The 25,017-nt window shown below is 61.4% G+C and carries 19 protein-coding genes; 13 read left to right on the forward strand and 6 right to left on the reverse strand.

Annotated elements, in window-relative coordinates:
* Window positions 1-5 precede the first annotated feature (5 nt).
* Window positions 6-1,181, reverse strand: a complete 1,176-nt coding sequence (locus NAT23_RS11045) for a globin domain-containing protein (protein WP_251928278.1) — start codon at window positions 1,179-1,181, stop codon at window positions 6-8.
* A gap of 146 nt (window positions 1,182-1,327) precedes the next feature.
* Between NAT23_RS11045 and norR the strand changes: the two genes are divergently transcribed.
* The 5 genes from norR (at window position 1,328) to NAT23_RS11070 (ending at window position 7,884) form a co-directional block, all read left to right on the forward strand.
* Complete coding sequence (norR, locus tag NAT23_RS11050; protein WP_251928280.1) at window positions 1,328-2,833, forward strand: nitric oxide reductase transcriptional regulator NorR; 1,506 nt, start codon at window positions 1,328-1,330, stop codon at window positions 2,831-2,833.
* 120 nt (window positions 2,834-2,953) lie between these two features.
* Complete coding sequence (locus tag NAT23_RS11055) at window positions 2,954-4,363, forward strand: amino acid permease (RefSeq protein ID WP_251928289.1); 1,410 nt, start codon at window positions 2,954-2,956, stop codon at window positions 4,361-4,363.
* Window positions 4,356-5,318, forward strand: coding sequence for a homocysteine S-methyltransferase (mmuM, locus tag NAT23_RS11060; RefSeq protein WP_251928291.1), 963 nt, complete (start codon window positions 4,356-4,358; stop codon window positions 5,316-5,318). Before NAT23_RS11055 ends, mmuM begins: the two co-directional genes overlap by 8 nt.
* Before the next feature lie 198 nt (window positions 5,319-5,516).
* Window positions 5,517-6,401, forward strand: coding sequence for a threonine/homoserine exporter RhtA (rhtA, locus tag NAT23_RS11065; protein WP_251928292.1), 885 nt, complete (start codon window positions 5,517-5,519; stop codon window positions 6,399-6,401).
* Window positions 6,402-6,576: 175 nt separating this feature from the next.
* Window positions 6,577-7,884: an MFS transporter gene (locus tag NAT23_RS11070; RefSeq protein WP_251928294.1), complete on the forward strand. Its 1,308-nt coding sequence runs from the start codon at window positions 6,577-6,579 to the stop codon at window positions 7,882-7,884.
* 81 nt (window positions 7,885-7,965) lie between these two features.
* Here the strand turns inward: NAT23_RS11070 and NAT23_RS11075 are convergent, their stop codons facing one another.
* A complete protein-coding gene (locus NAT23_RS11075; RefSeq protein WP_251928296.1) occupies window positions 7,966-9,765 on the reverse strand; it encodes an aminopeptidase P family protein in 1,800 nt (599 codons plus the stop codon).
* A 198-nt stretch (window positions 9,766-9,963) separates the two neighbouring features.
* Between NAT23_RS11075 and NAT23_RS11080 the strand changes: the two genes are divergently transcribed.
* Window positions 9,964-11,676, forward strand: coding sequence for a methyl-accepting chemotaxis protein (locus tag NAT23_RS11080; RefSeq protein ID WP_251928298.1), 1,713 nt, complete (start codon window positions 9,964-9,966; stop codon window positions 11,674-11,676).
* A 76-nt stretch (window positions 11,677-11,752) separates the two neighbouring features.
* Here NAT23_RS11080 and NAT23_RS11085 read toward each other — a convergent pair whose 3' ends face one another.
* Window positions 11,753-13,312 carry a peptide MFS transporter gene (locus NAT23_RS11085; protein WP_251928300.1) on the reverse strand — a complete coding sequence of 520 codons (1,560 nt, stop codon included), beginning with the start codon at window positions 13,310-13,312 and terminating at the stop codon, window positions 11,753-11,755.
* A gap of 325 nt (window positions 13,313-13,637) precedes the next feature.
* Between NAT23_RS11085 and NAT23_RS11090 the strand changes: the two genes are divergently transcribed.
* Window positions 13,638-14,873, forward strand: a complete 1,236-nt coding sequence (locus NAT23_RS11090; protein ID WP_251928302.1) for an MFS transporter — start codon at window positions 13,638-13,640, stop codon at window positions 14,871-14,873.
* 38 nt (window positions 14,874-14,911) lie between these two features.
* Here the strand turns inward: NAT23_RS11090 and NAT23_RS11095 are convergent, their stop codons facing one another.
* The gene (locus tag NAT23_RS11095; RefSeq protein ID WP_251928304.1) at window positions 14,912-15,427 is read right to left on the reverse strand and encodes a hypothetical protein; all 516 of its coding nucleotides are present in this window, start codon (window positions 15,425-15,427) and stop codon (window positions 14,912-14,914) included.
* 191 nt (window positions 15,428-15,618) lie between these two features.
* Between NAT23_RS11095 and cdd the strand changes: the two genes are divergently transcribed.
* Window positions 15,619-16,023 carry a cytidine deaminase gene (gene cdd / locus NAT23_RS11100; protein ID WP_251928306.1) on the forward strand — a complete coding sequence of 135 codons (405 nt, stop codon included), beginning with the start codon at window positions 15,619-15,621 and terminating at the stop codon, window positions 16,021-16,023.
* Between the two features lie 187 nt (window positions 16,024-16,210).
* Window positions 16,211-17,932: a methyl-accepting chemotaxis protein gene (locus NAT23_RS11105; RefSeq protein ID WP_286010025.1), complete on the forward strand. Its 1,722-nt coding sequence runs from the start codon at window positions 16,211-16,213 to the stop codon at window positions 17,930-17,932.
* 150 nt (window positions 17,933-18,082) lie between these two features.
* On the opposite strand, the gene NAT23_RS11110 is transcribed toward NAT23_RS11105, so the two are convergent.
* Together NAT23_RS11110 and NAT23_RS11115 are read right to left on the reverse strand one after the other, a co-directional pair.
* Window positions 18,083-19,672 (reverse strand): ABC-F family ATPase, encoded by a 1,590-nt coding sequence (locus NAT23_RS11110; protein WP_251928310.1) that lies wholly within the window; start codon window positions 19,670-19,672, stop codon window positions 18,083-18,085.
* 122 nt (window positions 19,673-19,794) lie between these two features.
* On the reverse strand, window positions 19,795-20,181 hold the full coding sequence (locus NAT23_RS11115) for an MAPEG family protein (protein WP_251928651.1): 387 nt from the start codon (window positions 20,179-20,181) through the stop codon (window positions 19,795-19,797).
* A gap of 165 nt (window positions 20,182-20,346) precedes the next feature.
* Between NAT23_RS11115 and NAT23_RS11120 the strand changes: the two genes are divergently transcribed.
* From NAT23_RS11120 to NAT23_RS11135, 4 genes are all read left to right on the forward strand, one after another.
* The gene (locus NAT23_RS11120) at window positions 20,347-21,078 is read left to right on the forward strand and encodes a DUF8692 domain-containing protein (RefSeq protein WP_251928312.1); all 732 of its coding nucleotides are present in this window, start codon (window positions 20,347-20,349) and stop codon (window positions 21,076-21,078) included.
* A gap of 155 nt (window positions 21,079-21,233) precedes the next feature.
* Window positions 21,234-22,247: a TIGR00341 family protein gene (locus tag NAT23_RS11125; protein ID WP_251928314.1), complete on the forward strand. Its 1,014-nt coding sequence runs from the start codon at window positions 21,234-21,236 to the stop codon at window positions 22,245-22,247.
* 73 nt (window positions 22,248-22,320) lie between these two features.
* Window positions 22,321-23,412, forward strand: a complete 1,092-nt coding sequence (locus tag NAT23_RS11130; RefSeq protein WP_251928316.1) for a M42 family metallopeptidase — start codon at window positions 22,321-22,323, stop codon at window positions 23,410-23,412.
* Window positions 23,413-23,647: 235 nt separating this feature from the next.
* Window positions 23,648-25,006 (forward strand): DEAD/DEAH box helicase, encoded by a 1,359-nt coding sequence (locus tag NAT23_RS11135; protein WP_251928318.1) that lies wholly within the window; start codon window positions 23,648-23,650, stop codon window positions 25,004-25,006.
* Window positions 25,007-25,017 lie beyond the last annotated feature (11 nt).

Genomic DNA, 25,017 nt, shown 5'->3' on the forward strand with positions numbered 1-25,017 from the left:
CGAAATCAGGTGGTCTGATCGCTTAAGGGGCCGAAGCACTCATAGTGCCGGTGCGCCTCGGGCACACCGAGGGCATCGAGGGTGTGCTCGACGTCGATCATGAAGGCGTTGGGCCCGGTGAAGTAGCAGGTCGGCTGTGACGCCAGCGGCAGCAGGTCGGCGAGCGCTGAGCGATCGATGTGGCCCTTGTCAGACGAGCCATCGGCGGCCTGACTGAAGCGGTAGTGCACCTCGAGCTGACCCGGGTAGCGGGTTTTAAGTGCGTCGAGCTCGTTTTTGAACGGGCAGTGCTCGGGATGGGTCGCGCCGTGGAGGTAGCTCACCTGACGGCCCTGGGCGAGCGCCTGACGGGCGAGGGTAATCATTGGTGTCTGACCGATGCCGGCACTGACCAGCGCCACCGGCGCCGTGCGACGATCAAGGGTCAGAAGGCCAATCGGCGGGCAGAGGTGTAGGGTGTTACCCACCGCCATCTCGTCATCCAGATAACGACTCGCCTTCCCAAGGCTCTCTTTTTTAACGGTGATCTGATAGTAGGGCGCACCGACCGGGCCGGTCAGGCTGTATTGGCGGTACAGTCGGGTACCTTCAAGTGTCAGGCGAAGGCCGAGGTACTGGCCGGCCTCAAACGCCGCAATCGGCTTGTCGTCGTGGGGGGTAAAGCGCAGTGACACGACGCCTTCATCTTCTTCGGTGCGCTCGCTGAGCACGAACGGACGCCAGCCCCGCCAGCCACCGCGCTTGATGTCGTTGTCGTGATAGATCCGCTCTTCCCGGGCGATCAGGTCATTGGCCATCGCCCAGTAAAGCGCGCCCCAGGCGTCCTCCACCTCCGGCGTGAACGCCTCGCCCAGCACCTCGCCTGTGGTTTCGAGCAGGCATTCACCCACGATGCGGTAATGCTCCGGCTCGATCTGAAGTGCGGCGTGCTTGTGCGCAATGGTGCCGAGAATGCCGTCGAGCGCCTCGTTGTCCTCGTAGTTCATCACATACGACACGATGGAGTTGCCGAGCGCGCGCGGCTGGGCACCGGTCTGTTGATGGCGCGGATTGAACAGCGGTGCGATTTCAGGGTAGCGCGCGAACATCATCGGGTAGAAACGGGTAGTGATGGTGGTGATATGCTGCGCGACCACGGGGGCGGTGTCGGCGATAATCTGGCGTTGAGCGAGTGTGATCATGGCAGTCTCCTGGTGTTTAAAGGGTGTACCTTAGTTAGAGCAATAAGCGTGCCAATGTATAACGCCTTGATTTTTAATGGCTTGAATGCCGTCACGTTGTGTTTTATACAACGGCGGGCGATGTCGAATGGACATCAGGTGTCTAAATGACAACGATTTATCTCGAGATCCAGAACCTTCTGAACCGGCTCGCGCGCAATGAAACACCGTCCTGGCAGCCGCTTCTTGATGCGCTGCTCAAGCAGTATCCGGGCGACGCCGCCACCTTGATGGTGCGTGAGGGGAACGCCCTGATGCCGGTTGCAGTGCGTGGGCTGCCAAGCGATGTGCGCGGCCGGGCGTTTCAGCTCGACGCCCATCCACGGCTTGCCGTGATTGCCAAGGCTGAGGGCGTGCACCGGTTCGCCCCTGACGACCCCTTGCCTGACCCGTTCGATGGGCTGATCGATACCGAGGGTGACGCGCTTCGCGTGCATGACTGCATGGGCGTGGCGCTTCGCGGTCAGGGCCGCATGATCGGCATGCTGACGCTGGATGCGCTTGAGGCCGGGCAGTTCGACGATGTCGATTATGGTGAGCTCGGGGCCATGGCCGGGCTTTTGGGGGCAAGCCTTGATATGGCGCTGTGCGCCCGCCAGACCCGGGCGCAGCTCAAGGATGTATTGAATCGAAGCGGGGCGGGGTTGCCCGCGCAGTCGCTCACCTGGCGAAGTGATGTCATGCGCCAGCTCGATGATGAAATCGCGCTGGTCGCCCAAAGCGAGATGAGCGTTCTGATTCAGGGCGAGACCGGGGTCGGCAAGGAGCGCATCGCGACTCAGGTGCACGCGCGCTCGCCGCGCCGCGATGGCCCCCTGATCAAGCTCAACTGCGCGGCGCTGTCGCCGTCGCTGATCGAAAGCGAGCTGTTTGGCCACGTCAAGGGCGCCTTCTCCGGCGCGTTTTCCTCTCGCCGCGGGCACTTCGCGCTGGCCGATGGCGGCACGCTGTTTCTCGATGAAGTGGGGGAGCTGCCGCTGGCGCTGCAGCCAAAGCTTCTGCGTGTGCTGCAGGAGGGCGAGTATCAGCCGCTTGGCAGTGAGCACACCCGCACCACCAGCGTTCGAGTGGTCGCCGCCACCAATCGCGACCTTGAACGTGAAGTGGCCGAGGGGCGTTTTCGGGCCGATCTCTACCACCGCCTGTGCGTGTATCCGCTGGTGGTGCCGCCGCTCCGGGTTCGTGGCGAGGACGTGTTGCTGCTGGCCGGCACCTTTTTAGAGGAAAACCGCAGCCGGTTTGGGCTTCGAAATCTGCGCCTCTCCCCAGGCGCCGAGGCGGCACTTTCGGATTACTGCTGGCCCGGCAACGTGCGCGAGCTGGAGCACGTTCTGAGCCGGGCGACCCTGAAGGCGCGGCCCCGCCCCGGAGACGTTCTGACGCTCACGGCCGATCACCTCGACCTTGCCCTGAGTGGCGCCACCGCTGCGGTGCCGGCGCCTGCACGCGAGGAGACCGCTCAGCCGCTTCGCGAGGCCGTCGAGGCCTTCCAGCGCCGACACATCGAGGCCGTACACATCCAGTGCGATGGCAATTGGGCGGAAACCGCCCGTCGGCTCGGGCTTGATCGCGGCAATCTGCACCGTCTGGCGACTCGGCTCGGCCTCAAATAGAGCACCCACCGGTTTCGTGAATGAGCCTGATCGCGGCCCGAGTGGCTGAAGCGGCGTTTGTAATACTTTACAATCCGCCGCCCGGGCGTCAGCCCGGATTCAGTTCACATAGGACGGCTCATGTCATCACAGGCAACTTCCAACGATTTCAAACGTACGATGCAAAGCCGGCATTTGGTCATGCTCTCGCTGGGTGGCGTGATCGGAACCGGTCTCTTTCTGAGCTCGGGCTATACGGTCAATCAGGCTGGCCCGCTGGGGGCGATCATCGCCTACCTGATCGGTGGGCTGGTGGTCTATCTGGTCATGATGTGCCTTGGCGAGCTGGCCGTCGAAATGCCCGAGACCGGCTCGTTCAATACCTACGCCACCCGCACCATTGGCCCGGGCACCGGCTATACCGTGGCCTGGCTCTACTGGCTGACCTGGACCGTGGCGCTTGGCTCCGAATTCACCGCCGCCGGGCTTTTGATGCAGCACTGGTTCAGTGATGTGCCGGTGTGGGCTTGGAGCGCGCTGTTTGCCGCCATCATCTTTTTGCTCAATGCCTTTTCCTCGCGAGTGTTCGCTGAAACCGAGTTCTGGCTCTCCCTGATCAAGGTGTTGACGGTGCTTGCGTTCATCGTGATTGGCGCCGCGGGCATCTTCGGGTTGACGCCCGCCGCGCAAGGCCACGGCGCGCCGCTTTTGAGCAACCTGACCGCCGATGGCTGGTTCCCGACCGGCGTCATGCCGATCCTGATGACGATGCTTGCGGTGAGCTTTGCCTTCTCTGGCACCGAGCTGATCGGCATTGCCGCCGGGGAAACCGTCGAGCCCGAGAAGAACGTGCCGCGGGCGATCAAGGCGACCCTCTGGCGGCTGGTCATCTTTTTCGTCGGCACCATTATCGTGATCGCCGCGCTTTTGCCGTGGCAGGAGGCCAGTGTGCTCGAAAGCCCGTTTGTCGCGGTGTTTTCGAAAACCGGCATTCCCTACGCGGCCGACATCATGAACTTCGTCATCATCACCGCACTTTTGTCGGCGGCCAATTCCGGGCTTTATGCGGCCTCGCGCATGCTGTGGTCGCTTGCCGAGCAGAAGACGCTGCCGCAGATGTTCGGGCGTGTCACCCGCGGCGGCGTGCCATTGAACGCCATCATTTTCAGCATGATCGGCGGGCTGTTTTCGCTGCTGTCGAGCCGGTTCGCACCGGACACGGTCTACATCGCACTGGTGTCGATCTCGGGCTTTGCCGTGGTTGCGGTGTGGATGGTGATTGCGGCCAGCCAGTTCATGTTTCGACGCCAGTACCTCGCCGCCGGTCATGACCCGGCGCGCCTTGGCTATCGCGCACCGCTGTACCCGCTGGTGCCGCTGCTGGCGTTCGGGTTCTGCGCGCTGTCATTGATCGGCATCGCCTTCGACCCCTCCCAGCGGGTCGCGCTCTATTTCGGGCTGCCGTTCGTGGCCCTGTGTTATTTGATGTATTACCTGACGCGGCCCGAGGTACCGGGCAACGCGCAGCCTGAGGAGAGACCCCATGACTGACCCGATCAAGACGCTTCTGGCCGAAACGCCCTTTGCGGTGGTGGATGGCGCGCTTGCCACCGAACTCGAGCGGCTCGGCTGCGATTTGAACGACAGCCTGTGGTCGGCGCGGGTGCTGTCTGAAGCGCCCGAGTTGATCACGCAGGTACATCGCTCGTATTTCGAAGCCGGTGCCGACATCACGATCACCTCGAGTTATCAGGCCACGTTCGAGGGCTTCATGGCGCGCGGCATGAGCCATGACGCCGCCCGCGGCCTGATCCAGCGCTCGGTCGCGCTTGCCGTTGAGGCGCGCGATGCGTTCTGGGCCGAGCAGGTCGATTCAACGCGCGCCCGCCCGCTGGTGGCGGCGTCCATCGGCCCGTACGGCGCCTATCTGGCCGACGGCTCGGAGTACCGAGGCGATTACGCGGTAGGCGAGGACGAACTGGTGGCGTTTCATCGCCCGCGGATCGAAGCGCTTCTTGAGGCGGGCGCGGATCTTTTCGCCTGCGAGACGCTGCCGTCGCTGGTGGAAGCGCGAGCGCTGGTGCGCGTGCTGTCGGAGTTTCCTGCGGCGCGGGCCTGGATCACGTTTTCAGCCAAGGATGACCGGCACATCAGCGAAGGCACGCCGATTGCCGAGTGCGCGGCGTTTCTGGACGGCCAGCCTCAAGTGGTCGCGACGGGTGTGAATTGCACCGCACTTCGGTTTATCGAGCCGCTGCTGGTCGCGATGGCCTCGGTCACTGATACGCCGCTGGTGGTTTATCCCAATTCCGGCGAGCAGTACGACCCGGTGACCAAGCAGTGGCACAGCACTGAGGACATGGCCTGCGACCATGACGGTTCGGCGTTTTCCGCGCTGGTGCCCCTGTGGCTGAGCGCCGGCGCCCGGCTGATCGGCGGCTGCTGTCGCACAGGCCCCGAGGACGTCAAGGCCATCGCCGCACTCAGAGACGCGCTTGACGCGTAGCCCCAGGGCAGTGATCGAACAGGCCGCTCACAGGGCGGCCTTTTTGTTTGGGGCCGGTCGAAAGGCGTTAAAGAGCAGTCGATGGCGCAGACAACAATGAGCAGGGGCGAATATACGATGCTGGCCTGGTCGTCAGTGCGCTTAAATACAGGGCGTGGCTGAGGCCCTTTTCCGTAGCGTTTACCGAGGTTCGATTTTATGCATGCACAACGCGTTCCCCTTTGGCCGGTCGGCTTGCTGATGGTGTCCATGATGTCGATTCAGGGCGGGGCGTCGCTTGCCAAGCAGCTGTTTCCGATGGTCGGTGCCTCGGGGGCGACCGCATGTCGCTTGATTGCCGGGGCGCTTTTGCTGTTGCTGGTTCTAAGGCCCTGGCGCAAGCGCCCGAGCGCGCGGGACTGGAAGCTGCTGACGGTCTACGGTGTTTCGCTTGGTGTCATGAACTATCTACTGTATCAGTCGATCGACCGCATTCCGCTCGGCATTGCGGTGGCGCTCGAGTTTACCGGGCCGCTGGCGGTGGCGACCCTCAAGTCACATCGGGCCGTGGATCTTTTGTGGGTGGCGCTGGCGCTTGGGGGCATTGTGCTCTTGATGCCCCACGACAGCCTGAACGGCTCGCTTGACCCGCTCGGGGTGGCGTTCGCGCTTGGAGCGGGTGCGTGCTGGGGGATCTACATCTGGTTCGGTCAGAAGGTCGGCACCGATTTCGGCGCCGAAGGCGTGGCGATCGGGGTGACGATCGCCGCGCTTGTGATCGCACCGATCGGGCTTGCCCAAAGCGGGTTCGAGGGCTTCAGCTGGAGCATCGTGCCCCTGGTGGCGATGGTGGCACTCCTTTCGACGGCGCTGCCCTACGCCCTTGAAATCGTCGCGCTCAGGCACTTGCCGACCACCATGTTCGGCACCTTGATGAGTCTCGAGCCGGCGCTTGCGGCCTTGTCGGGGCTTTTGTTTCTGGCCGAGTTCCTGACGCTCGTTCAGTGGCTTGCCATTAGCGCCATCATGGCGGCGTCCATCGGCACCACGCTTACCGGGCGCTCACGAAACAAATCCTGGGAAAGCGCGCCCGTGCCGGATTGAGTGTGACGGGCGCGGTGTCGTGACTAAGCGTCTGGCAGGGGCGGGCGCACACCGAGGTTTTAGGTCGTTCTGGCCCGCCCTAGGGCGGGCTTTTCAAGAAGCGCATGGCCAAGTAGTGCCTGTGCGTGTCAGCGCCGGGGTCGAAGGGCGTCGGCATGGGAGAGGGTATTTATTAATGACGTCTGCATGTTCTCGCACATCTACGGCCACTGACGTGCCGGCCAATTCGACCGGAAAGGTGGTCGCCGCCAGCCTGATCGGGACCACGATCGAGTTCTACGATTTCTATATCTATGGCATCGCCGCGGCGCTGGTCATTGGCCCGATGTTCTTTCCGGCGACCTCCGAGGCCGCGCAATCGATGGCGGCGTTCATGAGTTTCGGTCTGGCGTTTCTGGCGCGCCCGCTTGGGGCCTTCATCTTTGGTCATTTCGGTGACCGGCTCGGGCGCAAGACCACACTGGTGGCGAGTCTCATGCTGATGGGCGGGTCGACGGCGCTGATTGGCTGTCTGCCCGGGTATGACCATTGGGGCGTCATGGCACCGCTGGCCCTGTGCGTGCTGCGGTTTTGCCAGGGCCTCGGGCTTGGGGGCGAGTGGGGCGGTGCGGCGCTGCTTGCCACTGAAAACGCGCCCGAGGGCAAGCGCGCGTGGTTTGGCATGTTCCCACAGCTTGGTCCGTCGTTCGGTTTCCTGCTGGCCAATGGGGTGTTCTGGGGGCTATTGGTGATGTTGGGCGAGGAAGCGTTCAAGGACTGGGGCTGGCGACTGCCGTTTCTGCTCAGTGCCGTGCTGGTTGCGGTCGGGCTCTTCGTTCGAATGAGTCTGAGTGAGTCCGCCGTCTTTACCAAGGCCAGTGCTTCGGCGCCTGCCGAGCCCCGGCTGCCGTTTATGGATGTGATGGCGCATCATAAGCGCCCCCTGCTGCAAGGGACGTTTGCGATGGTGGCGTGCTACGCGCTTTTTTACACCAGTGCGGTGTTTGCGCTGAGCTATGGCACCCGAAGCCTTGGCTATGACAAGCAGGCGTTTCTTGGGCTTTTATGCATCGCGGTGGTGTTCATGGCCATCATGACGCCCATTTCTGCCGCGCTTTGTGACCGGCTTGGCCGCAAGCCGGTATTGATCGCGGGAATGCTGATTACCATTGCCTCGGGGCTATCGCTCGGGCCCTGGCTCGGTAGCGGAACCACGGTTGGAGCACTTGCGTTTCTATGTCTGTCGCTTGGCGCCATGGGGCTGATCTTTGCGCCGATGGGGGCGCTGTTGCCGGAGCTGTTTCCGACCCGTGTGCGCTACACCGGGGCCTCGGCGGCCTACAATCTGGCCGGCATTCTCGGCGCGTCCGTGGCGCCCTGGGTCTCGGAGCTGCTGGTGGCGCACGGTGGCTTGAGCTGGGTGGGTGGCTACGTCAGCGTCATGGCGCTGGTGAGCCTGCTGGCGGTACTGACCCTTCGTGAAACGCGCACCGGCACGCTGTGAGCATGAATGTACGTATGAACTGAACGCGCCGGCACGCCTCTCATCGAGCGCTTGCCGGCGCGGTATGCCCGCCTTTTTTCCTCAGACCGGAAGCGTTCGGCGCTGCAGCCACTCGAGCGCGCGCGTGGTCATGCGGCGGGCGCTCAAGCGTTCGTGGACGACGCTGTGGTAGTGGTTGAGCCAGGCGCGTTCGTCCTCATTCAAGAGCAGCAGATTGAGCGCGCGGGTGTCGATCGGGCACAGCGTCAGGGTTTCGAACTCGAGAAAACGACCGAATTCGTTGTGAGTGGTGGCGCGGTTGGCGACCAGATTCTCGATGCGCACGCCCCACTCGCCTTCACGGTAGAGCCCGGGTTCGATGGAGGTGATCATGCCGGCCTTCATGGCGGTGCGCGGTGCGGCGCCGGCCTGCCAGGAAATCACCTGCGGCCCCTCGTGCACGTTCAGGAAGTACCCGACGCCATGGCCGGTGCCGTGGCCGTAATCAAGCCCTGCCTGCCAGAGCGGATTGCGCGCGATGGCATCGAGCTGGGGGGCAGGAATGTCTTCTGGAAAATGCGCCGAGGACAGCGCAATCAGCCCCTTGAGCACGCGGGTGACGCCATCGCGCTGGCTTGAGCTTAGGTGGCCGACCGGCACCATTCGCGTGATGTCGGTGGTGCCGCCCAGATACTGGCCGCCGGAATCGATCAAAAGCAGGCCGTCCTTGCCCGTAATGTGGCTGAACGCCTCTTCTGAGGCGCGGTAATGGGGCAGGGCGCCGTTCTGGTTGAAACCTGCGATGGTCGGGAAGCTCTCGCCGACAAAATTCGGACGCTTTTGGCGCTCCTCGCGAAGGCGATCGTCGATGGTCAACTCCGAGACCGCCTCGCCTCGGGTCAGCGCCTCATCGAGCCAGGCAAAGAACTCACACAGCGCCACACCGTCGTCTTCCATCGCGTCTCGAACGTGAGCAAGCTCCATTTCTCCCTTGCGGCTCTTGGCAAGCGTGGTGGGCTGGCTTGCCTCGATCAAATCCGCACTTTCAGGGACGGCGTCCGCCAGCAAAAGCGTCAGCTTCGAGGGGTCGATCAGAACATGGCTCGAGGGCGACAGCTCGGCGACTCGGCGGGCCGCATCCTCATACGGTGCGACCTCGATACCTGCCTGTTCGAGGGCCGAGTGCGCTTCGCGATCGAGTCGGTCGCCCTCGATAAAGAGCGTCGCCTGGTCCTGGGTAATGAGCATGTGCGCGAGAAAGACCGGATTGTACTCAACGTCGCTGCCGCGCAGGTTGGTGAGCCAGGCGATGTCATCGAGCGCGGACAACAGGTGCGCGTCAGCGCCCTGATCGGTCATTGCGCTCCGAAGTGAGGACAGCTTTTCCTTGGTGGACTCGCCCACCCACTGGCTGTCGTGGCAGTAGATTGGGGCGTTGGGCAGCGCCGGGCGCTCCGACCAGATGTGATCGAGCAGGTCGGTGGTGGTGTCGAGCTTTAGGCTGGCCGGCTGCAGAACGTCGTTGAGCGTGCGTGCTTCCTTGAGTGACAGCACCGCGCCATCGGCGCCGATGCGGCTGTTCTTGGGCAGGTGCGTGACGAACCACTGCATCGGCGCTTCGGCGTCGCGAGGTGACCATTTCTCGAGCGCAATGCCGCTGCCGGCGAGCTGCTGCTCTGCCTGTACCCAGTAGCGGCTATCGACCCAGAGAGCGGCCTTGTCCTGAGTGATCGTAAGTAGCCCGACCGACCCGGTGAACCCCGACAGCCACGCCCGGCCCTGCCAGTGGGCCGGCAGGTACTCCGAAAGATGCGGGTCGTCAGAGGGCAACCACCAGCCATCGAATCGATGAGCCTGCATGGCGTGGCGTAGTGCGTCGAGACGCTGGGTGTGGGCGGACATGAAACACTCCAAAACAATTGAATCCAGGCGCAAAGCATAGCCGATGTGCGCCGATATTCGGTATGTGACCCGTAAGCGCCGTCAAAAAAGCCGGCGATGTTGTTTTATTTCATCAACAGGAACCCAAAGATTGCTGGCGCTCTGGCCGTTACTGGAATTTCTCCCACCTTCCCCTTCTGAAACTGTTAGGAGCACCGGATGAAAATCGAGACCATGCGCGCCCGCATGATTCTGATTCTGGCGAGCGTCATCGTAAGCATGATCGTGTACAGCCTGTATGAGGCCAACAACGCTCGGTCGCAGCGTTTCGATGAAAAGCGCCATTTGCTTCAAACCAACGTCGAGATCGCGACCGCGCTGGTGAACGCCGAGTACGAACGAGCCCAGCGCGGCGAGCTCACGACCGAACAGGCCAAGGCCAACGCCCTGTCTCAGCTCAAGGCCATGCGCTGGAACGACGGGGCCGGTTATGTGTTCGTGTTCGATTCCAAGCCAAGCGTCATGATGCATCCGATCCTTCCGGAGCTTAATGGCCAAAACGTCGCGGGCAAGACGGATCAGGACGGCAAGCCGACCTACGACATCATGGTGGACAACGGCCTCAAGCAGGGCGGCGGCTTCATCGAGTTCGTCTGGCCCAAGCCCGGTGAAACCAAACCGGAACCGAAACTTGGCTACACCGAGTATTTCAAACCCTGGGACTGGCATATCGCCTCCGGGCTTTATCTGAGTGATCTCAAGACCGCCTTCCTGTCATCACTTGTAAGTAGCCTGCTGCTCGCACTGCTGTTGTCCGGCATCATTCTCTGGAACATGCGCGCGATCAAACGTGTCCTCGGCGGTGAACCCAACGACGCGGTGACCATGGCGCGCCAAATCGCCAAGGGCGATCTGGTCGACCGCTCCGGAACCAACTATCCCGAACACAGCCTGCTCGGCCAGCTTCAGATCATGCGGGGGCAGCTCGGCGACATGGTCTCTCAGGTTCGTAACAGCGCCCAGACCGTCACCTCAAGCAGCGCCGAAATTGCCCAGGGCAACAACGATCTTTCCGACCGCACTCAATCTCAGGCGGCAAGCCTCGAGGAGACCGCGGCCTCGATGGAGCAGATCACCGCCACCGTCAAACAGACCGCCGAAAGCGCCCGCGCCGCCGATCAGCAGGCGTCTTCTGCGCGCAAGGACGCCCAGCGTGGTGGCGAAGTGATGGAGAAGGCGATCGAGGCGATGGGCGGCATTCATGAGTCCAGCAAGCAGATCACCGACATTGTCAGCATGATCGAAGGCATCGCCTTTCAGACCAACCTGCTGGCGCTCAACGCGGCGGTCGAGGCGGCGCGAGCCGGTGAACACGGCCGGGGTTTCGCGGTCGTTGCCTCTGAAGTGCGAGAGCTTGCCCAGCGCGCGGCCAAGGCCACCGACGACATCAAGTCACTGGTCGAGCAGAGCGGGGCGCGGATCGATGAGGGCACGGCGCTGGTGCGTGAATCCGGCGAGACGCTCAACGAAATCGTAAGCTCGGTCTTGCGGGTGTCGGATCTGATTTCCGAGATTTCCGAAGCGGCGCGGGAGCAAACCGCCGGCATCGATCAGACCAATCTCGCCATTACCGACATGGACCAGGGCACTCAGCAGAACGCGGCGCTGGTCGAGCAGTCGGCGGCGGCAAGCAAGCTGATGCAGGAGGAAGCCGAGCGGCTCGCAGCGCTGATGGCCACCTTCACACTGGATGCCTCTGCCGAGAGCCGGCCCGCTGCCGTGAGCGAACGTTCGATGCCTGCTAGGCCGGTGGCTTATGTCTCACCGGCCCCCTCGGCGCGCCCGGTGCGTGCCTCGGCGCCGGCCAAGAAGGCCTCGAAAGCCCCGGTGCGGGAAGCCGTCACCGACAGCGACGACTGGGAAACCTTCTAAGTCACTTAAGATGTTCCTCATAAAAAAGGCGGCCCGTGAGGCCGCCTTTTTAGTAGGACCGGAGAGATCAGGTCGTTTAGTCGGCCGTCGTCCCTTTCGGATTGATCGTGCCCAGATGACCCAGATAGCGCTTCACCACCGGCACGAGCAGCATCAAGGCCGCCGCGCAGAGGATCAGCGCCAGGGCGCAGCGCCCGAACAGCTCCGGCAGCTGGGTGATTTCTTCCGGGTTGACGTGCCCGCCGATCAGTCCGGCCACCAGGTTGCCAAGCGCCGAGGCCGTGAACCAGAGCCCCATAACCTGGCCCCGCATCTTGAACGGCGCCAGAGCGCTCATGCTGGAAAGCCCGACCGGACTCAAACACATCTCCCCAAGCGTCAGCAGAAAGATACTGCCGGTGATCCACCAAAGCGACACGGCTTCTGTGCCGCCTACGACACGCTGCGCCGCCAGCACCATCAGGCCGAAGCCGCCAGCGGCAAACAGGAGCCCCATCACGAACTTCATCGGGCTGCCGGGCTCAAAGCCGCGTCGGCCCAGCGCCGGCCACAGCCAGCCAAACAGTGGCCCGAGCACGATGATGAAAAAGGGGTTGAGTGACTGAATCCAGACCGTTGGGATCTGAAAGTCACCGATCATGCGGTCGGTGAAGTCCCGGCCGAATAGGTTGTACGAGGTCGGCTGCTGTTCGAACGATGCCCAAAAACAGGCCGCGGCGGCCACCAGCAAAAAACAGACGCCGACGCGAAGCCGTTCTTCCCCGGACAGACCGTTGAAAAAGGCCAGAAAGACGAAGTAGCCGAGCGCGCAGACGATGATGACGGTGGTCATCGAGGTCGCAATCGCCACCGGGTCGAGCGGAATATAGCCGGCCATGGTCAGTCCGGCCGCCACCGCAACGACGGCCGTGATACCGGCTACCCAGCGCCCGACGCCTTCGCGCTTGACTGCCGGGCCATCCCAGGTGGCTTCGCGGTTTCTCATCTGGTCGCCGCGCCTCATGGCCGGGACCGCGCTCAACCGAAAGATGACAAGCGCGACCAGCATGCCGATGCCCCCGATGCCGAAGCCCCAGTGCCAGCCGAGCTGCTTCATCAAAACGCCGGTAATGAGGGGCGCGATTAGCCCGCCGATATTGATGCCCATGTAGAAAATGGCGAAGCCGCCGTCGCGTCGGGCGTCACCTTCGCCGTAGAGCGTGCCGACCATCACCGAGATACAGGTCTTGAAAAGCCCCGAGCCTGCAACGATAAAGGCAAGCCCCAGAAAGAACACTGGCGCCCCCAAAAGGGCCGACAGCGCGATGCATAGGTGGCCGAGGGCAATGATCAAGGAGCCGTACCAGACGGCGCGCTGCTGCCCCAACCAGTTATCGGCAAGCCAGCCGCCGGGCAGGGTCGCAAGGTACAGGGTGCCTGCAAAGATGCCGACAATCGCCGAGGCGGTGGTGCTCGAAAAGCCAAGGCCGCCGTCCTGCAAGGTGGCTGCCATGAACAGCACCAGCAGGGGCCGGATGCCGTAGTAGGAAAAGCGCTCCCAGAGTTCGGTAAAGAAAAGAGGGCCAAGCGCCCGTGGGTGGCCGAAAAAACCGTGATCGCCCCTTGAGCGGGCGACGTCGTCAGAGGATGTGTTCATGAGTTGAGCCTGATTGACCGAGCTGTCAGTTTTTATTGGAGTGACAACTTTTCACGTTGTCGACGGCTTGTCAAAACGTGGTAAATGGCGCGTTGTTCGATAGTCTAGTCCTTTATTTAATTGACGTATGGGTCAACTTTGGCAGCGTCGCTCACTCATAAGGGCGGTGGCTCAAGGTGTGATCGAGCACGGAGTACGCTCGGACACCGGAGACAGCGCGCCGGTGCCTTCGATGCCATTTTTCTGAAAAAAAGACCGCAGCCGGTGGGCAGGGTGTAACGGCCCGATCTATCGTTTGCACGTCAATCATCAAAACGAGGGTGTGATGCACAGGGAACAGGAAGCGGTCTCCGTGCCTTCTGACGAGGCCGCGTTCATCGAAAAGGGCACGTCCGGCTACCGGGCCACCATGCTTGCACTGTTTTTAGGCGCGTTTTCGACCTTTGCGCTGCTTTATTGCGTGCAGCCGATGATGCCGCGGTTTTCGAGCGCGTTCGGCATTACCGCCACCGAAGGGAGCCTGGTACTTTCGGTGGCGACCGCGTCGCTTGCGGTCGGGCTTTTGATCACCGGGGCGCTTTCAGATGCCATCGGGCGCAAGGGCATCATGGTTACGGCGCTGTTCGGCGCGTCGGCGTGTACGCTCGCGGCCGCACTGATGCCGAACTGGCCGCTGGTGCTGGTGATGCGAGCGCTGGCAGGGCTGTCGCTGTCGGGGCTGTGTGCGGTCGCCATGACGTATTTGAGCGAGGAAATCGCGCCACGCTTCGTCGGTGTCTCGATGGGGCTCTATATCGGTGGCAGCGCCATCGGGGGCATGGGCGGTCGCTTGATCAGTGGCGTGTTGGTCGATTGGCTGCACTGGCGTTGGGTGCTTGCGATCATGGGAGGCCTGTGCCTGATCACGGCGCTTCTGTTCACGCGGCTGCTGCCGCCATCAAAACATTTCGAGCCGCGCCCGTTCAGCCTTCAAAGCCTTTTTTCGGCGTCGCGAATGCATCTTCGCGATGCCGGGCTTCCGTGGCTGTTTCTGGAAGGGTTTTTGCTGATGGGCAGCTTCGTGACGCTGTTCAACTACATCGCCTATCGGCTGCTCGGCCCGCCGTATCATTTCAGTCAGGCCGTGGTCGGGGTGATGTCGATCGTCTATCTCTCCGGCATCTACAGCTCGGCCTGGGCGGGGGCGCTGGCGGATCGGCTCGGACGGCCGCGGGTGTTCTGGGTCTTTATCGTGGTCATGATGACGGGGCTTGCGATCACGCTTCTGACACCGTCCTGGGCGATTCTTGTTGGGATGCTGGTGTTCACGTTCGGCTTCTTTGCCGCGCATTCGGTCGCAAGCGGCTGGGTCGGGCAACGCGCCCATCAGGCGCGAGGGCAAGCTTCCTCGCTTTATCTATTTAGTTACTATCTGGGCTCGAGCTCGGCGGGTACGCTTGGCGGTGTGTTCTGGCATTGGCAGGGCTGGCCGGGGGTGGCCGTGTTCATCGGGGTGCTTTTAAGCATCGCCCTGGCGGCGGCGCTCAAGCTCAAGGGTGTCTCGGGTGATGGCTCGAGTTAAAGGTATACCGAGCAAGGGCTCGGTATACCGGAGCCGAATCAGATCTGACCGACCTTGACTAGCTTGCCTTTCATGGCTTCTGGCACATCCTCGATCATGACTAGGTTGAGCGACTTCTGCTCGCCTTCAAGGGCCACAGCGTCGCCCAGATCGGCGTCCACTTCATCCGGTGACAGGGTGTACATACCGCCGTTAAAGGGGTCGACGATTAGCCAGCCAATAAGACCGCCAAACAAGATGTTGCCGCCAATGTACCAGCCGTTCGCCGACGTGGTTAGATCCACCGTGCGCGGGGCATAGCCCTCTTTCTTGAGTTCAACGTGGTAGGTCTTGCCACCGAAATAGCTGCCGTCGGACTTCTTGAGTGTGACGGTGGTCGGTGTAGTGCCGGTAAAAACCCGCTTGGCCGTTTCGTCAGTAATAACGACATTGGCATTGGACGGCGTACTGTTGATGGTCACGCTCTGGTCGCTGTCGCCAACGATGGAAGCGCAGCCGGTCAGCGTCAGGGTCGCACAGGTGCCGACGAGGGCGGCAAGGGTCTTGAATGTCATTTAAAGCTCTCTTTTTATAACCCGCTTTGAAACACGCCTCGCGTGAGGCGATGATAAGGACACCGATCGTTCTGGTTGATGCAAGTGCTTGTGGAGTAACGACATTCACACTCACTTCTTTAGACTCTTTTTTAAACTTATGGCCAAACGCCGCTCTGGCGCGTGCTCGGCCTACCTTGAGGAAACAGCGCATGTCAGTAAGTCACACCGAAATCGAGCGCCTGATCGCCGCACGAGATCGTGCGTATACGCCGTATTCAAACCATCCGGTGGCGGCGCTGGTCGAGGATGATCAAAAGCGGCAATTCACTGGGTGCAATGTAGAGATTGCGAACTACAAGGGGCTTTGCGCCGAGGCCAGTGCGATTGCCTCAATGGTCTCTCAGACCGGCAGTACTGCGCTTGCCCGCGTGGTCGTGATGGGCCCGGGTGAGGCGCTGTGTACACCCTGCGGTGATTGCCGCCAGCGCATTCGTGAATTCGCAACGCCCGATACCGAGATCGTGGTCGTGAGTGGCGAGGGCGAGGTTCTCAAGCGCTATTCGATGGACGCTCTGCTGCCGGATTCCTTCGGCCCGGAAAATCTGCCTGATTGACGTGAAGGGTCGTGAAATGGGAAGCGTACAAATACTGTGAAACTTTAGATAATCCTGAAGAGTGTTGGGGACATGCCGATAGCACTGGAGCCGGTCTTAATGCGGCCGACGGTGGTGGCACGGTATGCCGTAGCGACGGTGTTATCAGTGCCGTGAGCATAAAAAGAACATGTCACGGGGTTTCACCATGTTTCTCAATCGAAGTGTCAAAGCACGTTTGACGGCCTGTATGGCCTTTCTCGTTGTCCTGTTGGTCGCAATTGGCTCGCTGGGGCTATTCAGTGCAAGCAGCGGTCAGGAAGACCTGCGTGAGTCCTATGAGGAAAGTTTGATACCGATTCGAGCACTGGGCTCGGTACGGGCGAACCTGATGATGAACCGCACGCAGCTGAATACGGCGCTGATTCACGAGGATGCCGGAGCGGTGGCCAAGATCAGCCAGACCATGGCCGGCGTTGCCGAGCGCGCCGATGAGCAGTGGGCCACGTATTTGTCCTCCGGTACGCCTGCGCCGGAAGAGCGCGCCGGCATCGAGGCTGTACAGAAGGAGCTGCCAAGGCTTCGCGCAAGCCTTGACCGCGCGATGACATTGGCTGCCGCCGGGGACTTCGACGGCGCTCGCTCGCTTCTGGAGACAGAGCTTGAAGGCGAGTACAGCGCCATCATCGAACCTTTAACCAGGCTGATCGCAACCAACGAGCGATTGGCCGCGGAAAACTTCGTCGACAGTAAAGAGAGCTACGCAACGCTTCGTACGGTCTCGGTCGCGGCCATGGCGCTGTCGATCATCGCGGCCATTGCGCTGGCATTCTGGCTGGTGCGCGGCATTATCACGCCGCTTTCCAAGGCACGTGATTTCGCCGCCGAGCTTGCCGAGGGCAACCTGAATGCGCGCATCGACGTCACCTGCAAGGATGAGTTCGGTCAGATGCTTGATGCGCTGGTCGATATGCGCAATCGGCTGACCGGAGTGGTCACGACCGTACGCTCAAGCGTTGAAGGCGTATCGCTTGGCTCGCAGGAAATTTCGAGCGGCAACGACGACTTGAATCGCCGAACGCAGGAGCAGGCGGCGAGCCTTGAAGAAACCGCGGCCTCGATGGATGAGATGACCTCGACCGTGCGCCAGAACGCCGAGAATGCCTCGACCGCCAATACGCTGGTGGGCGAAGTCAGCGACACCGCTCATGATGGCGGAAACGTGGCCCAGCAGGCAGTGGCCGCCATGGCGGACATCAATGCCTCCAGCCAGCAGATTTCCGGCATTATCAGCCTGATCGATGAAATCGCGTTTCAGACCAATTTGCTCGCGCTGAACGCAGCAGTCGAGGCGGCGCGGGCGGGTGAGCAGGGCCGTGGGTTCGCGGTGGTGGCCGGTGAGGTTCGAACGCTTGCCAGCCGCAGCGCCGATGCGGCCAAGGAGATCAAGCAGCTGGTCGATCAAAGCGTCGATCGGGTCGAGGCAGGGTCCAAGCTGGTCAATCAGGCCGGCGAGTCTTTGAGTGAGATCGTCGAGGGGGTCCAGCGGGTGCAGTCACTGGTGACCGAAATCGCGCACGCGAGCCTTGAGCAGTCTCAGGGCATCGAGCAGATCAACACCGCGATCTCGCAGATGGACAACGTCACTCAGCAAAACGCGAGCCTGGTCGAAGAGTCCAGTGCGGCAAGCCAGTCACTGAACGATCAGGCACGCGCGCTCATGGAACAGATCGCGTTCTTCAAGCTTGATGGCGAAGGCGCTCACCGGGCCATGGCGCCCTCCGAAACTCCGCCGCGCGCGAAACCGGCCGCATCCTCGCACGCCTCGAGCGTCATCCGGGCCGGAGCGGCCAAGGACGCAAAAACGCCGCCCAAGCAAGCCACTCGCACCGAGCCGGTTACGGCCGAGGACGACTGGACGACCTTTTAACGCCACGCTCTTGAGACGCCGCATTCCACGCATCCAACCCAATATGCGCTGCGCCCCGTTCCGGTTCACACCGAAGCGGGGCGCAAACGTTTCAGGGGCGCTGTTTTTCAGAGACGCTCTCGTTTCAGACGCGCTACCGGGGGAGGTGCGTCAGCCGTGGATGCCCTGGCTTCTGAGGTAGTCGTCGTAGCTGCCGCTAAAGTCAATGATGCGATCGCCTGTCATGTCGAGAATGCGAGTGGCCAGCGAGCCGACGAATTCACGATCATGGCTGACAAAAATCAGGGTGCCGGGGTAATTATCAAGCGCCAGGTTGAGCGCTTCGATGGATTCCATGTCGAGGTGGTTGGTCGGCTCGTCCATCACCAGCACGTTGGGCTTTTGAAGCGCGAGCTTTCCAAACAGCATCCGGCCCTGTTCGCCACCGGAAATGACTTTGACCGATTTGCCGATGTCGTCGTTGGAAAACAGCATCCGACCGAGGGCGCCGCGCACCATCTGCTCGCCTTCGCTCGTCCACTGGCCCATCCAGTCGAAGAGGGTTTCTCCGCCGCGAAAATCGTCGGCGTGGTCCTGGGCGAAGTAGCCAACTTCGGCGGCGTCGGTCCATTTGACCTCGCCTTCGTCCGGCGTCATCGCGCCGACCAGGCAGTTCAGAAGTGTGGTCTTGCCGATGCCGTTGGGCCCGATGATCGCGACCCGCTCGCCGGCCTCGACCTGGAGGCTGAAGCGGTCGAACAGCACGTTGTCGCCCCAGGCCTTCTTGAGCTTGTCGACGGTGAGCGCCTGACGGTGAACCTTTCGGGTCTGCTCGAAGCGGATGAAGGGACTGACCCGTGAGGACGGTTTAACCTCCTCGAGCTGAATCTTGTCGATCTTGCGCTGGCGCGAGGTGGCCTGCTTGGCCTTGGAGGCGTTTGCCGAGAAGCGGCTGACGAACTGCTGAAGCTCGGCGATTTCCGCCTTCTTCTTGGCGTTGTCGGCATGCAGGCGTTCACGCGCCTGGGTGGCCGCGATCATGTACTCATCGTAATTGCCCGGGAACAGCCGGAGCTCGCCGTAGTCCAGGTCTGCCATGTGGGTGCAGACACTGTTCAGGAAGTGGCGGTCGTGAGAAATGATGATCATGGTCGAGTTGCGCGCGCTCAAAACGCCCTCGAGCCAGCGAATGGTGTTGATGTCCAGGTGGTTGGTCGGCTCGTCGAGCAACAGCACGTCCGGGTCGCTGAACAGTGCCTGGGCGAGCAGGACACGCAGCTTCCAGCCCGGGGCGATCACGCTCATGGGCTGGGTGTGCTGTTCAAGCGGAATGCCAAGCCCCAATAGAAGCTCACCGGCGCGGGCTTCGGCCGTATAGCCGTCCATTTCCGCGAACTGCACTTCAAGCTCGGCGACCTTCATGCCGTCTTCTTCGCTCATCTCGCTTTGGGTGTAGATACGCTCGCGTTCGGCGGCAATGTGCCAAAGCGCTTCGTGACCCATGATGACGGTGTCGATCACGCGTTCGCTTTCGAACGCGAACTGATCCTGTCGAAGTTTACCCAGACGGATATTGGGGTCTTTCATGACCTGGCCGCTGGTCGGCTCGAGATCGCCCCCGAGAATTTTCATGAAGGTGGATTTGCCGCAGCCGTTGGCGCCGATCAGACCATAGCGATGGCCGGCGCCGAATTTGACGGATACGTTTTCAAACAGCGGCTTGGGACCGAACTGCATGGTGATATTGGCAGTAGAAAGCACAGCGGGAGCGTCTCGCGGGGGGCGGTAAGAATCGGCCCCGGCCGGGATGACCGGCACGGGGCGTCAAGGTATTGGCAGGTATTGTACGTGTTCGAGCGCAAGGCGTCATTGCGCATGTGGCGCTAGAACACCACCGCGAGCAATAGAAGCAACAGCCCGAACATGCTGACCATATAGACCAGTGAGCGCACCCAGGGAATGCCGAGGGCGTAGAGCGGTACATACACGATGCGCGCCAGCAGGTAGAGCCAGCAGCCCCAGAGCGTCATGGCGCCTTCCTGATGCGTGATATGAACGATCAGCACCGCCGCGATGAACAGCGGTAAAGTCTCGAACAGATTGCGCTGCGCGCGAAAGAGACGGCCGGTGACCTTGCCCATCGGTGGGCCTTCCTTGTCGCGCGGACCGGTGTTGTATTCGACGCCGGTTTCCCGGTTGCGCCACATGGCCGGCAACAGGATTTGAACCACGGCCAGAATCAGTGTCCAGCCCAATAAATGAAGCTCCATGCTCACGGTAACGCCCTCCGAAGTTTAATGCCTCAAGCGTAGACGCAAACGCACGTGTTTACCGTTGGCGACAATGACCTACAAATCGGCACAGAACTCCTAAAGACAGCATGACAAAATTGTTACAAATTTATGTCATAACAAAGACAGGGAGTCTTTTAAGCCATGGGCGCGTTCATTCATCTCGTCTCAAGCGAGTATCGGGATAACCCACTGTTCAAGACCGCCGTCAAAGCGATTTTCGCGGTCACCGCCGCCGTGATTCTCGCGGGCATTCTCTGGGAAAGCATGGCGCTGCCGCCTGAGTTGATGTCGCTGCATGCCGAGTCGTCGCTGCCTAATCGCTACGCCCAGGGGCTGATGCTGGTGGCGGTATTCATGTTTCTGGTCGGCTTTACGCGTCACGGCTCCAGGGCCTTTCTGGCGCTGGCCGCGCTGTATGCGTTCGTCTGGTTCGACGACACCATGATGTATCACGAGCACGTGGGCGCGTTTCTGGATCAGCGCGGCCTCACCTCGAGCTGGAATGGCCTTCGCGCGCAAGACATCGGTGAATTGATCGGCTGGGGCCTTGCGGCCATTCCGATGGCGCTGGTCTTTCTATGGGCCTGGCTTGGTCGGCGCAAGGGCGATTTCGGCATGTTGGTAGTGTTCGGCGCCTGTTTCGGGCTGTTGGTGTTCTGTGGCGTGGCGGTCGATATGCTGCACATGCTGATGGGCGGTGGCGATGCCATGGACGTTGGTTGGGTCGAGGATGGCGGCGAGATTGCCTCGGTCGCGCTGGCCTGCGTGGCCTCCACGCTGTTTGCAACCATGAAGGCTGAGCGCTGGTTCGACCCTGCTGTGTCGGCTGCGCATACCCCTCACGAACACGGGATGCATGCCCTTGCCCACTGACAGCGCCTGAGGCGTTTTGAAAAGCACGATCGACATCGGGCCGGCGTTCAACGCGGCCCGATGTTGTATCTGATGTGCCTATTCTTGTGTCTTTTTTATAGCTGGGCAGGCGGCGCTGGGGTAGGTTAGGTTATTCGGCTTTTCAGGGAGGTTCCATGGCTAATCGCTTGATTCAATTGATGGCGCCACGCGACGACGAGAAGGCGATTCGTAAATGTCTCGACAGTCTCGAGCTTAAAGAGTGGTGGCAAAGCTCACCCGGCGGTGAGGGGGAGCGGGCGACGTTTTACATTGCGCTGCATCAGGCCGAGGCGCAGGACGTCATGGATAGCCTTTCCGACACATTGAAAGACCGCGATAACTGGCGGTTATTTTCGCTTGCGACCGAGGCCAATCTGCCCGAAGTCGACGGCGAGGAAGAGCAGGAGCGGCTCGAGCAGAAGAATACGGCCAGCGCCCGAGAGGAAATTTACGGGTCGGTTCGAAGTGGGGCGACGCTTAGCCTCGATTATCTTTTAATGACGGCGTTCGCGACCTGCGTGGCGGCGATTGGTCTTAATCAGGGGCAGGTGGCGGTCGTGATCGGTGCGATGGTGATTGCGCCGCTGCTCGGGCCGATTCTTGCCTTCGCGTTCGGCTCGACGCTTGGCAACCTTGAGCTCTTGTGGATTGCGGCGCGCTCTCTGTTTGCAGGGCTTGCGGTCTCGATCATCGTGGGGGTCGCGATCGGGTTCATCTACCGGGCAACGCCCGATAACTCGATGATGAACTTTTCAGGCGTGATGAGCCTTCAGACGCTGATCCTGCCGTTGGCCTCGGGGGCCGCTGCGGCGCTGATGGTGGCTTCCGGCAAGATGTCGGCGCTGGTCGGGGTCATGGTGGCTGCCGCGCTGCTGCCGCCGCTGGCGGCGTTCGGACTGTTCATCGGTGACGGCAATTATCTGTCGGGCGGCCGGGCGCTGGTGTCGGTTGTGGTCAATATCGTCGCGATCAACCTGGCCGCGCAGGTGGTGTTTCTGACCAAGGGCATTCGGCCCCGGGCATGGGAGAGCGATTCGCGCAATACCTCGATTCGCATGGCGCTTGGCGTATCCGGCGGACTGGTGGTGCTGGCGGGCGTTTTTCTCTGGCTTGCCGGCAGCAATGTCACGCTAAACTGGCTGTCATGAGCGCGCCTTTGCACATTGAATCATGGCGCGTCAGACTCTTTTCACGTCTCTTGATTGCGTAAGGATGAACGGTATGGCCAATGCAGTGCCCCTGAACGATCAGGCAATGGCATTTCTCGAACGCTATTTGAACAACGCCTCCCCGACTAGCCAGGAGTGGACCGGCCAGAAGCTCTGGATGGACTACCTGCGCCCATACGTCGATGAGTTCATTACCGACACCTACGGCACCGCCGTCGGCGTAATCAACCCGGACGCCGAGTACAAGGTGGTGATCGAAGGTCACGCCGATGAGATCTCCTGGTACGTCAACCACATCACCGACAGCGGCCTGATCTACGTGGTGCGAAACGGCGGCAGCGATCATCAGATCGCACCGTCCAAACGAGTCAACATTCATACGGCCAACGGCATTGTCGAGGGCGTGTTCGGCTGGCCGGCGATTCATACAAGAAGCAATGGCTCGAAGGAGCAGGCGCCCAAGCCGGATAATATCTTCATCGATGTGGGCTGCACGTCAAAGGATGAGGTCGAGGCGCTTGGAGTACACGTGGGTTGCATCATCACCTACCCCGACGAGTTCTTCATTCTCAATGAAAACAAGTTCGTCTGTCGGGCGCTCGATAACCGCATTGGCGGCGTCATGATCGCCGAGGTGGCGCGGCTTTTGAAGGAAAACGGCAAGACGCTCGAGTTCGGGCTCTACATCGTGAACGCCGTGCAAGAAGAGGTTGGCCTCAGAGGCGCACAGATGATCGCCGAGCGCATTCGGCCCAATGTCGCGATCGTAACCGACGTGACCCACGACACCACCACGCCGATGATCGAGCAAAAGACGCAGGGCACGTTGAAGCTCGGCGAAGGCCCTGTGATCGCCTATGCGCCGGCCGTGCAGCAAAAGCTCAGAGACCGCATCATCGAAACGGCACAGGCTCACAAGATCGATTTCCAGCGGGCGGCGTCCTCGCGGGCGACCGGCACCGACACCGATTCCTTCGCCTACAGCCATCAGGGCGTGGCGTCGGCACTGATCTCGCTGCCGCTTCGCTACATGCACACAACGGTTGAGATGGTGCATCGGGAGGACGTCGAAAACGTGATCCGACTGATCTATGAAAGCGTGCTGGCCATCACGCCCGGTGAGACGTTCAGTTATTTCGACTAACGTACACTTGACCGGAATCGTTTGCGCCCGGCATCGCCGGGCGTTATTGTGACTGCCTTGTACTAGGGATGTGCCTTCCGCGTTTTCTGAAACGCCCGCGATGTCGGGTATCCGCGCTCGATGGTCGGCTCACCGCCGGCTCTGGCTCAAGGCCCTTATAGCCTTCACCGCATCATTCCTTCCTTTTGATTTCTAGATGGCTTGCCCGCGCGGCAGGCATGAGATGGTTACGTTAATGTCATTTTCCGAGCTGGGCCTTTGCCCCGAGCTTCTGCGTGCAATCGAGCGCGCGGGTTATTCTTCACCTTCACCGATCCAGGCCAAATCCATCCCCGAAGGCCTCGAGGGCCGCGATGTGCTGGCCGCAGCGCAAACCGGTACCGGCAAGACAGCAGGCTTCGCTCTGCCGATTCTTCAACGACTGGCCGCGGCAAACCGTCCGGCGCAGGCGCGCCGCCCCAGAGCCTTGATTCTGACCCCGACGCGCGAGCTAGCCGCGCAGGTTGGCGAGGTTGTCGAGCAGTTCGGCAAGGCCTTTGAAACTCCGATCACCAGTACCGTGGTCTTCGGCGGCGTCAACGCCAACCCGCAGATCAGCGCGCTCGGCAAGGGCGTGGATGTGCTGGTGGCCTGCCCGGGTCGTCTTCTTGACCTCATCGGTCAGAAGGCCGTGGCGCTTGATGGCGTTGAAACGCTGGTGCTCGATGAAGCCGATCGCATGCTCGACATGGGCTTCATTCATGACATCAAGAAACTGATGAAACTGGTGCCCTCCAGGCGCCAGACGCTTCTGTTCTCGGCCACGTTCTCAAGCGAGATTCGAACGCTTGCGACCGGCTTTCTGACCAACCCGGTCGAGATCGACGTGACGCCACGCAACAGCACGGCGCGCACCGTCGATCAGTCGGTCTATCACGTCGAGAAAAGCGCCAAGGCGGCGGCACTGATTCACCTGATCACGTCACGTGACTGGGATCAGGTGCTGGTGTTTACGGCCACCAAGCACATGGCCAACAAGGTCACCTACAGCCTTCAACAGGCCGGGCTGACCGCGGCTGCGATCCACGGCAACAAAAGTCAGAACGCGCGCACCCAGGCGCTTTCGGGCTTCAAGGAAAAGAGCATCACGGCGCTGGTCGCGACCGATGTGGCCGCGCGCGGCATCGATATCAATCAGCTGCCACAGGTGGTCAATTTCGAGCTGCCGGCAACGCCTGCCGACTACGTGCACCGCATCGGCCGAACCGGCCGCGCCGGCGCCGAAGGTCAGGCGATTTCGCTGGTGGACCGGGAAGAGCAGGATTTGCTCAAGCGCATCGAAAAGCTGATCAAATCGAACCTGCCTGAAACCGACATGTCGGACTTCGACATCGTGCGGGCCAAGACCCAGTTTCCGCTTTTGAATCCGCCGCGTGGGCCGAAGCCTCAGCGCAAGAAGCCGGCGCAGGGCAGTAGCAAACCCTCGGGCGGCGGCCGGTCATCGAACGCCTCCAGCGAAGCGCGCCCCGACGAGCCCAAGAAACCGAGTCGCCGACACCGTGGCGGGCGAGGGAATCGGGGTAATGGTGGTAACAGCGGAAGCGGTGCCCGCTAGGCCTTGATGCA

It is taken from the genome of Larsenimonas salina, assembly GCF_023736155.1.
GTDB classification, from domain to species: domain Bacteria; phylum Pseudomonadota; class Gammaproteobacteria; order Pseudomonadales; family Halomonadaceae; genus Larsenimonas; species Larsenimonas salina.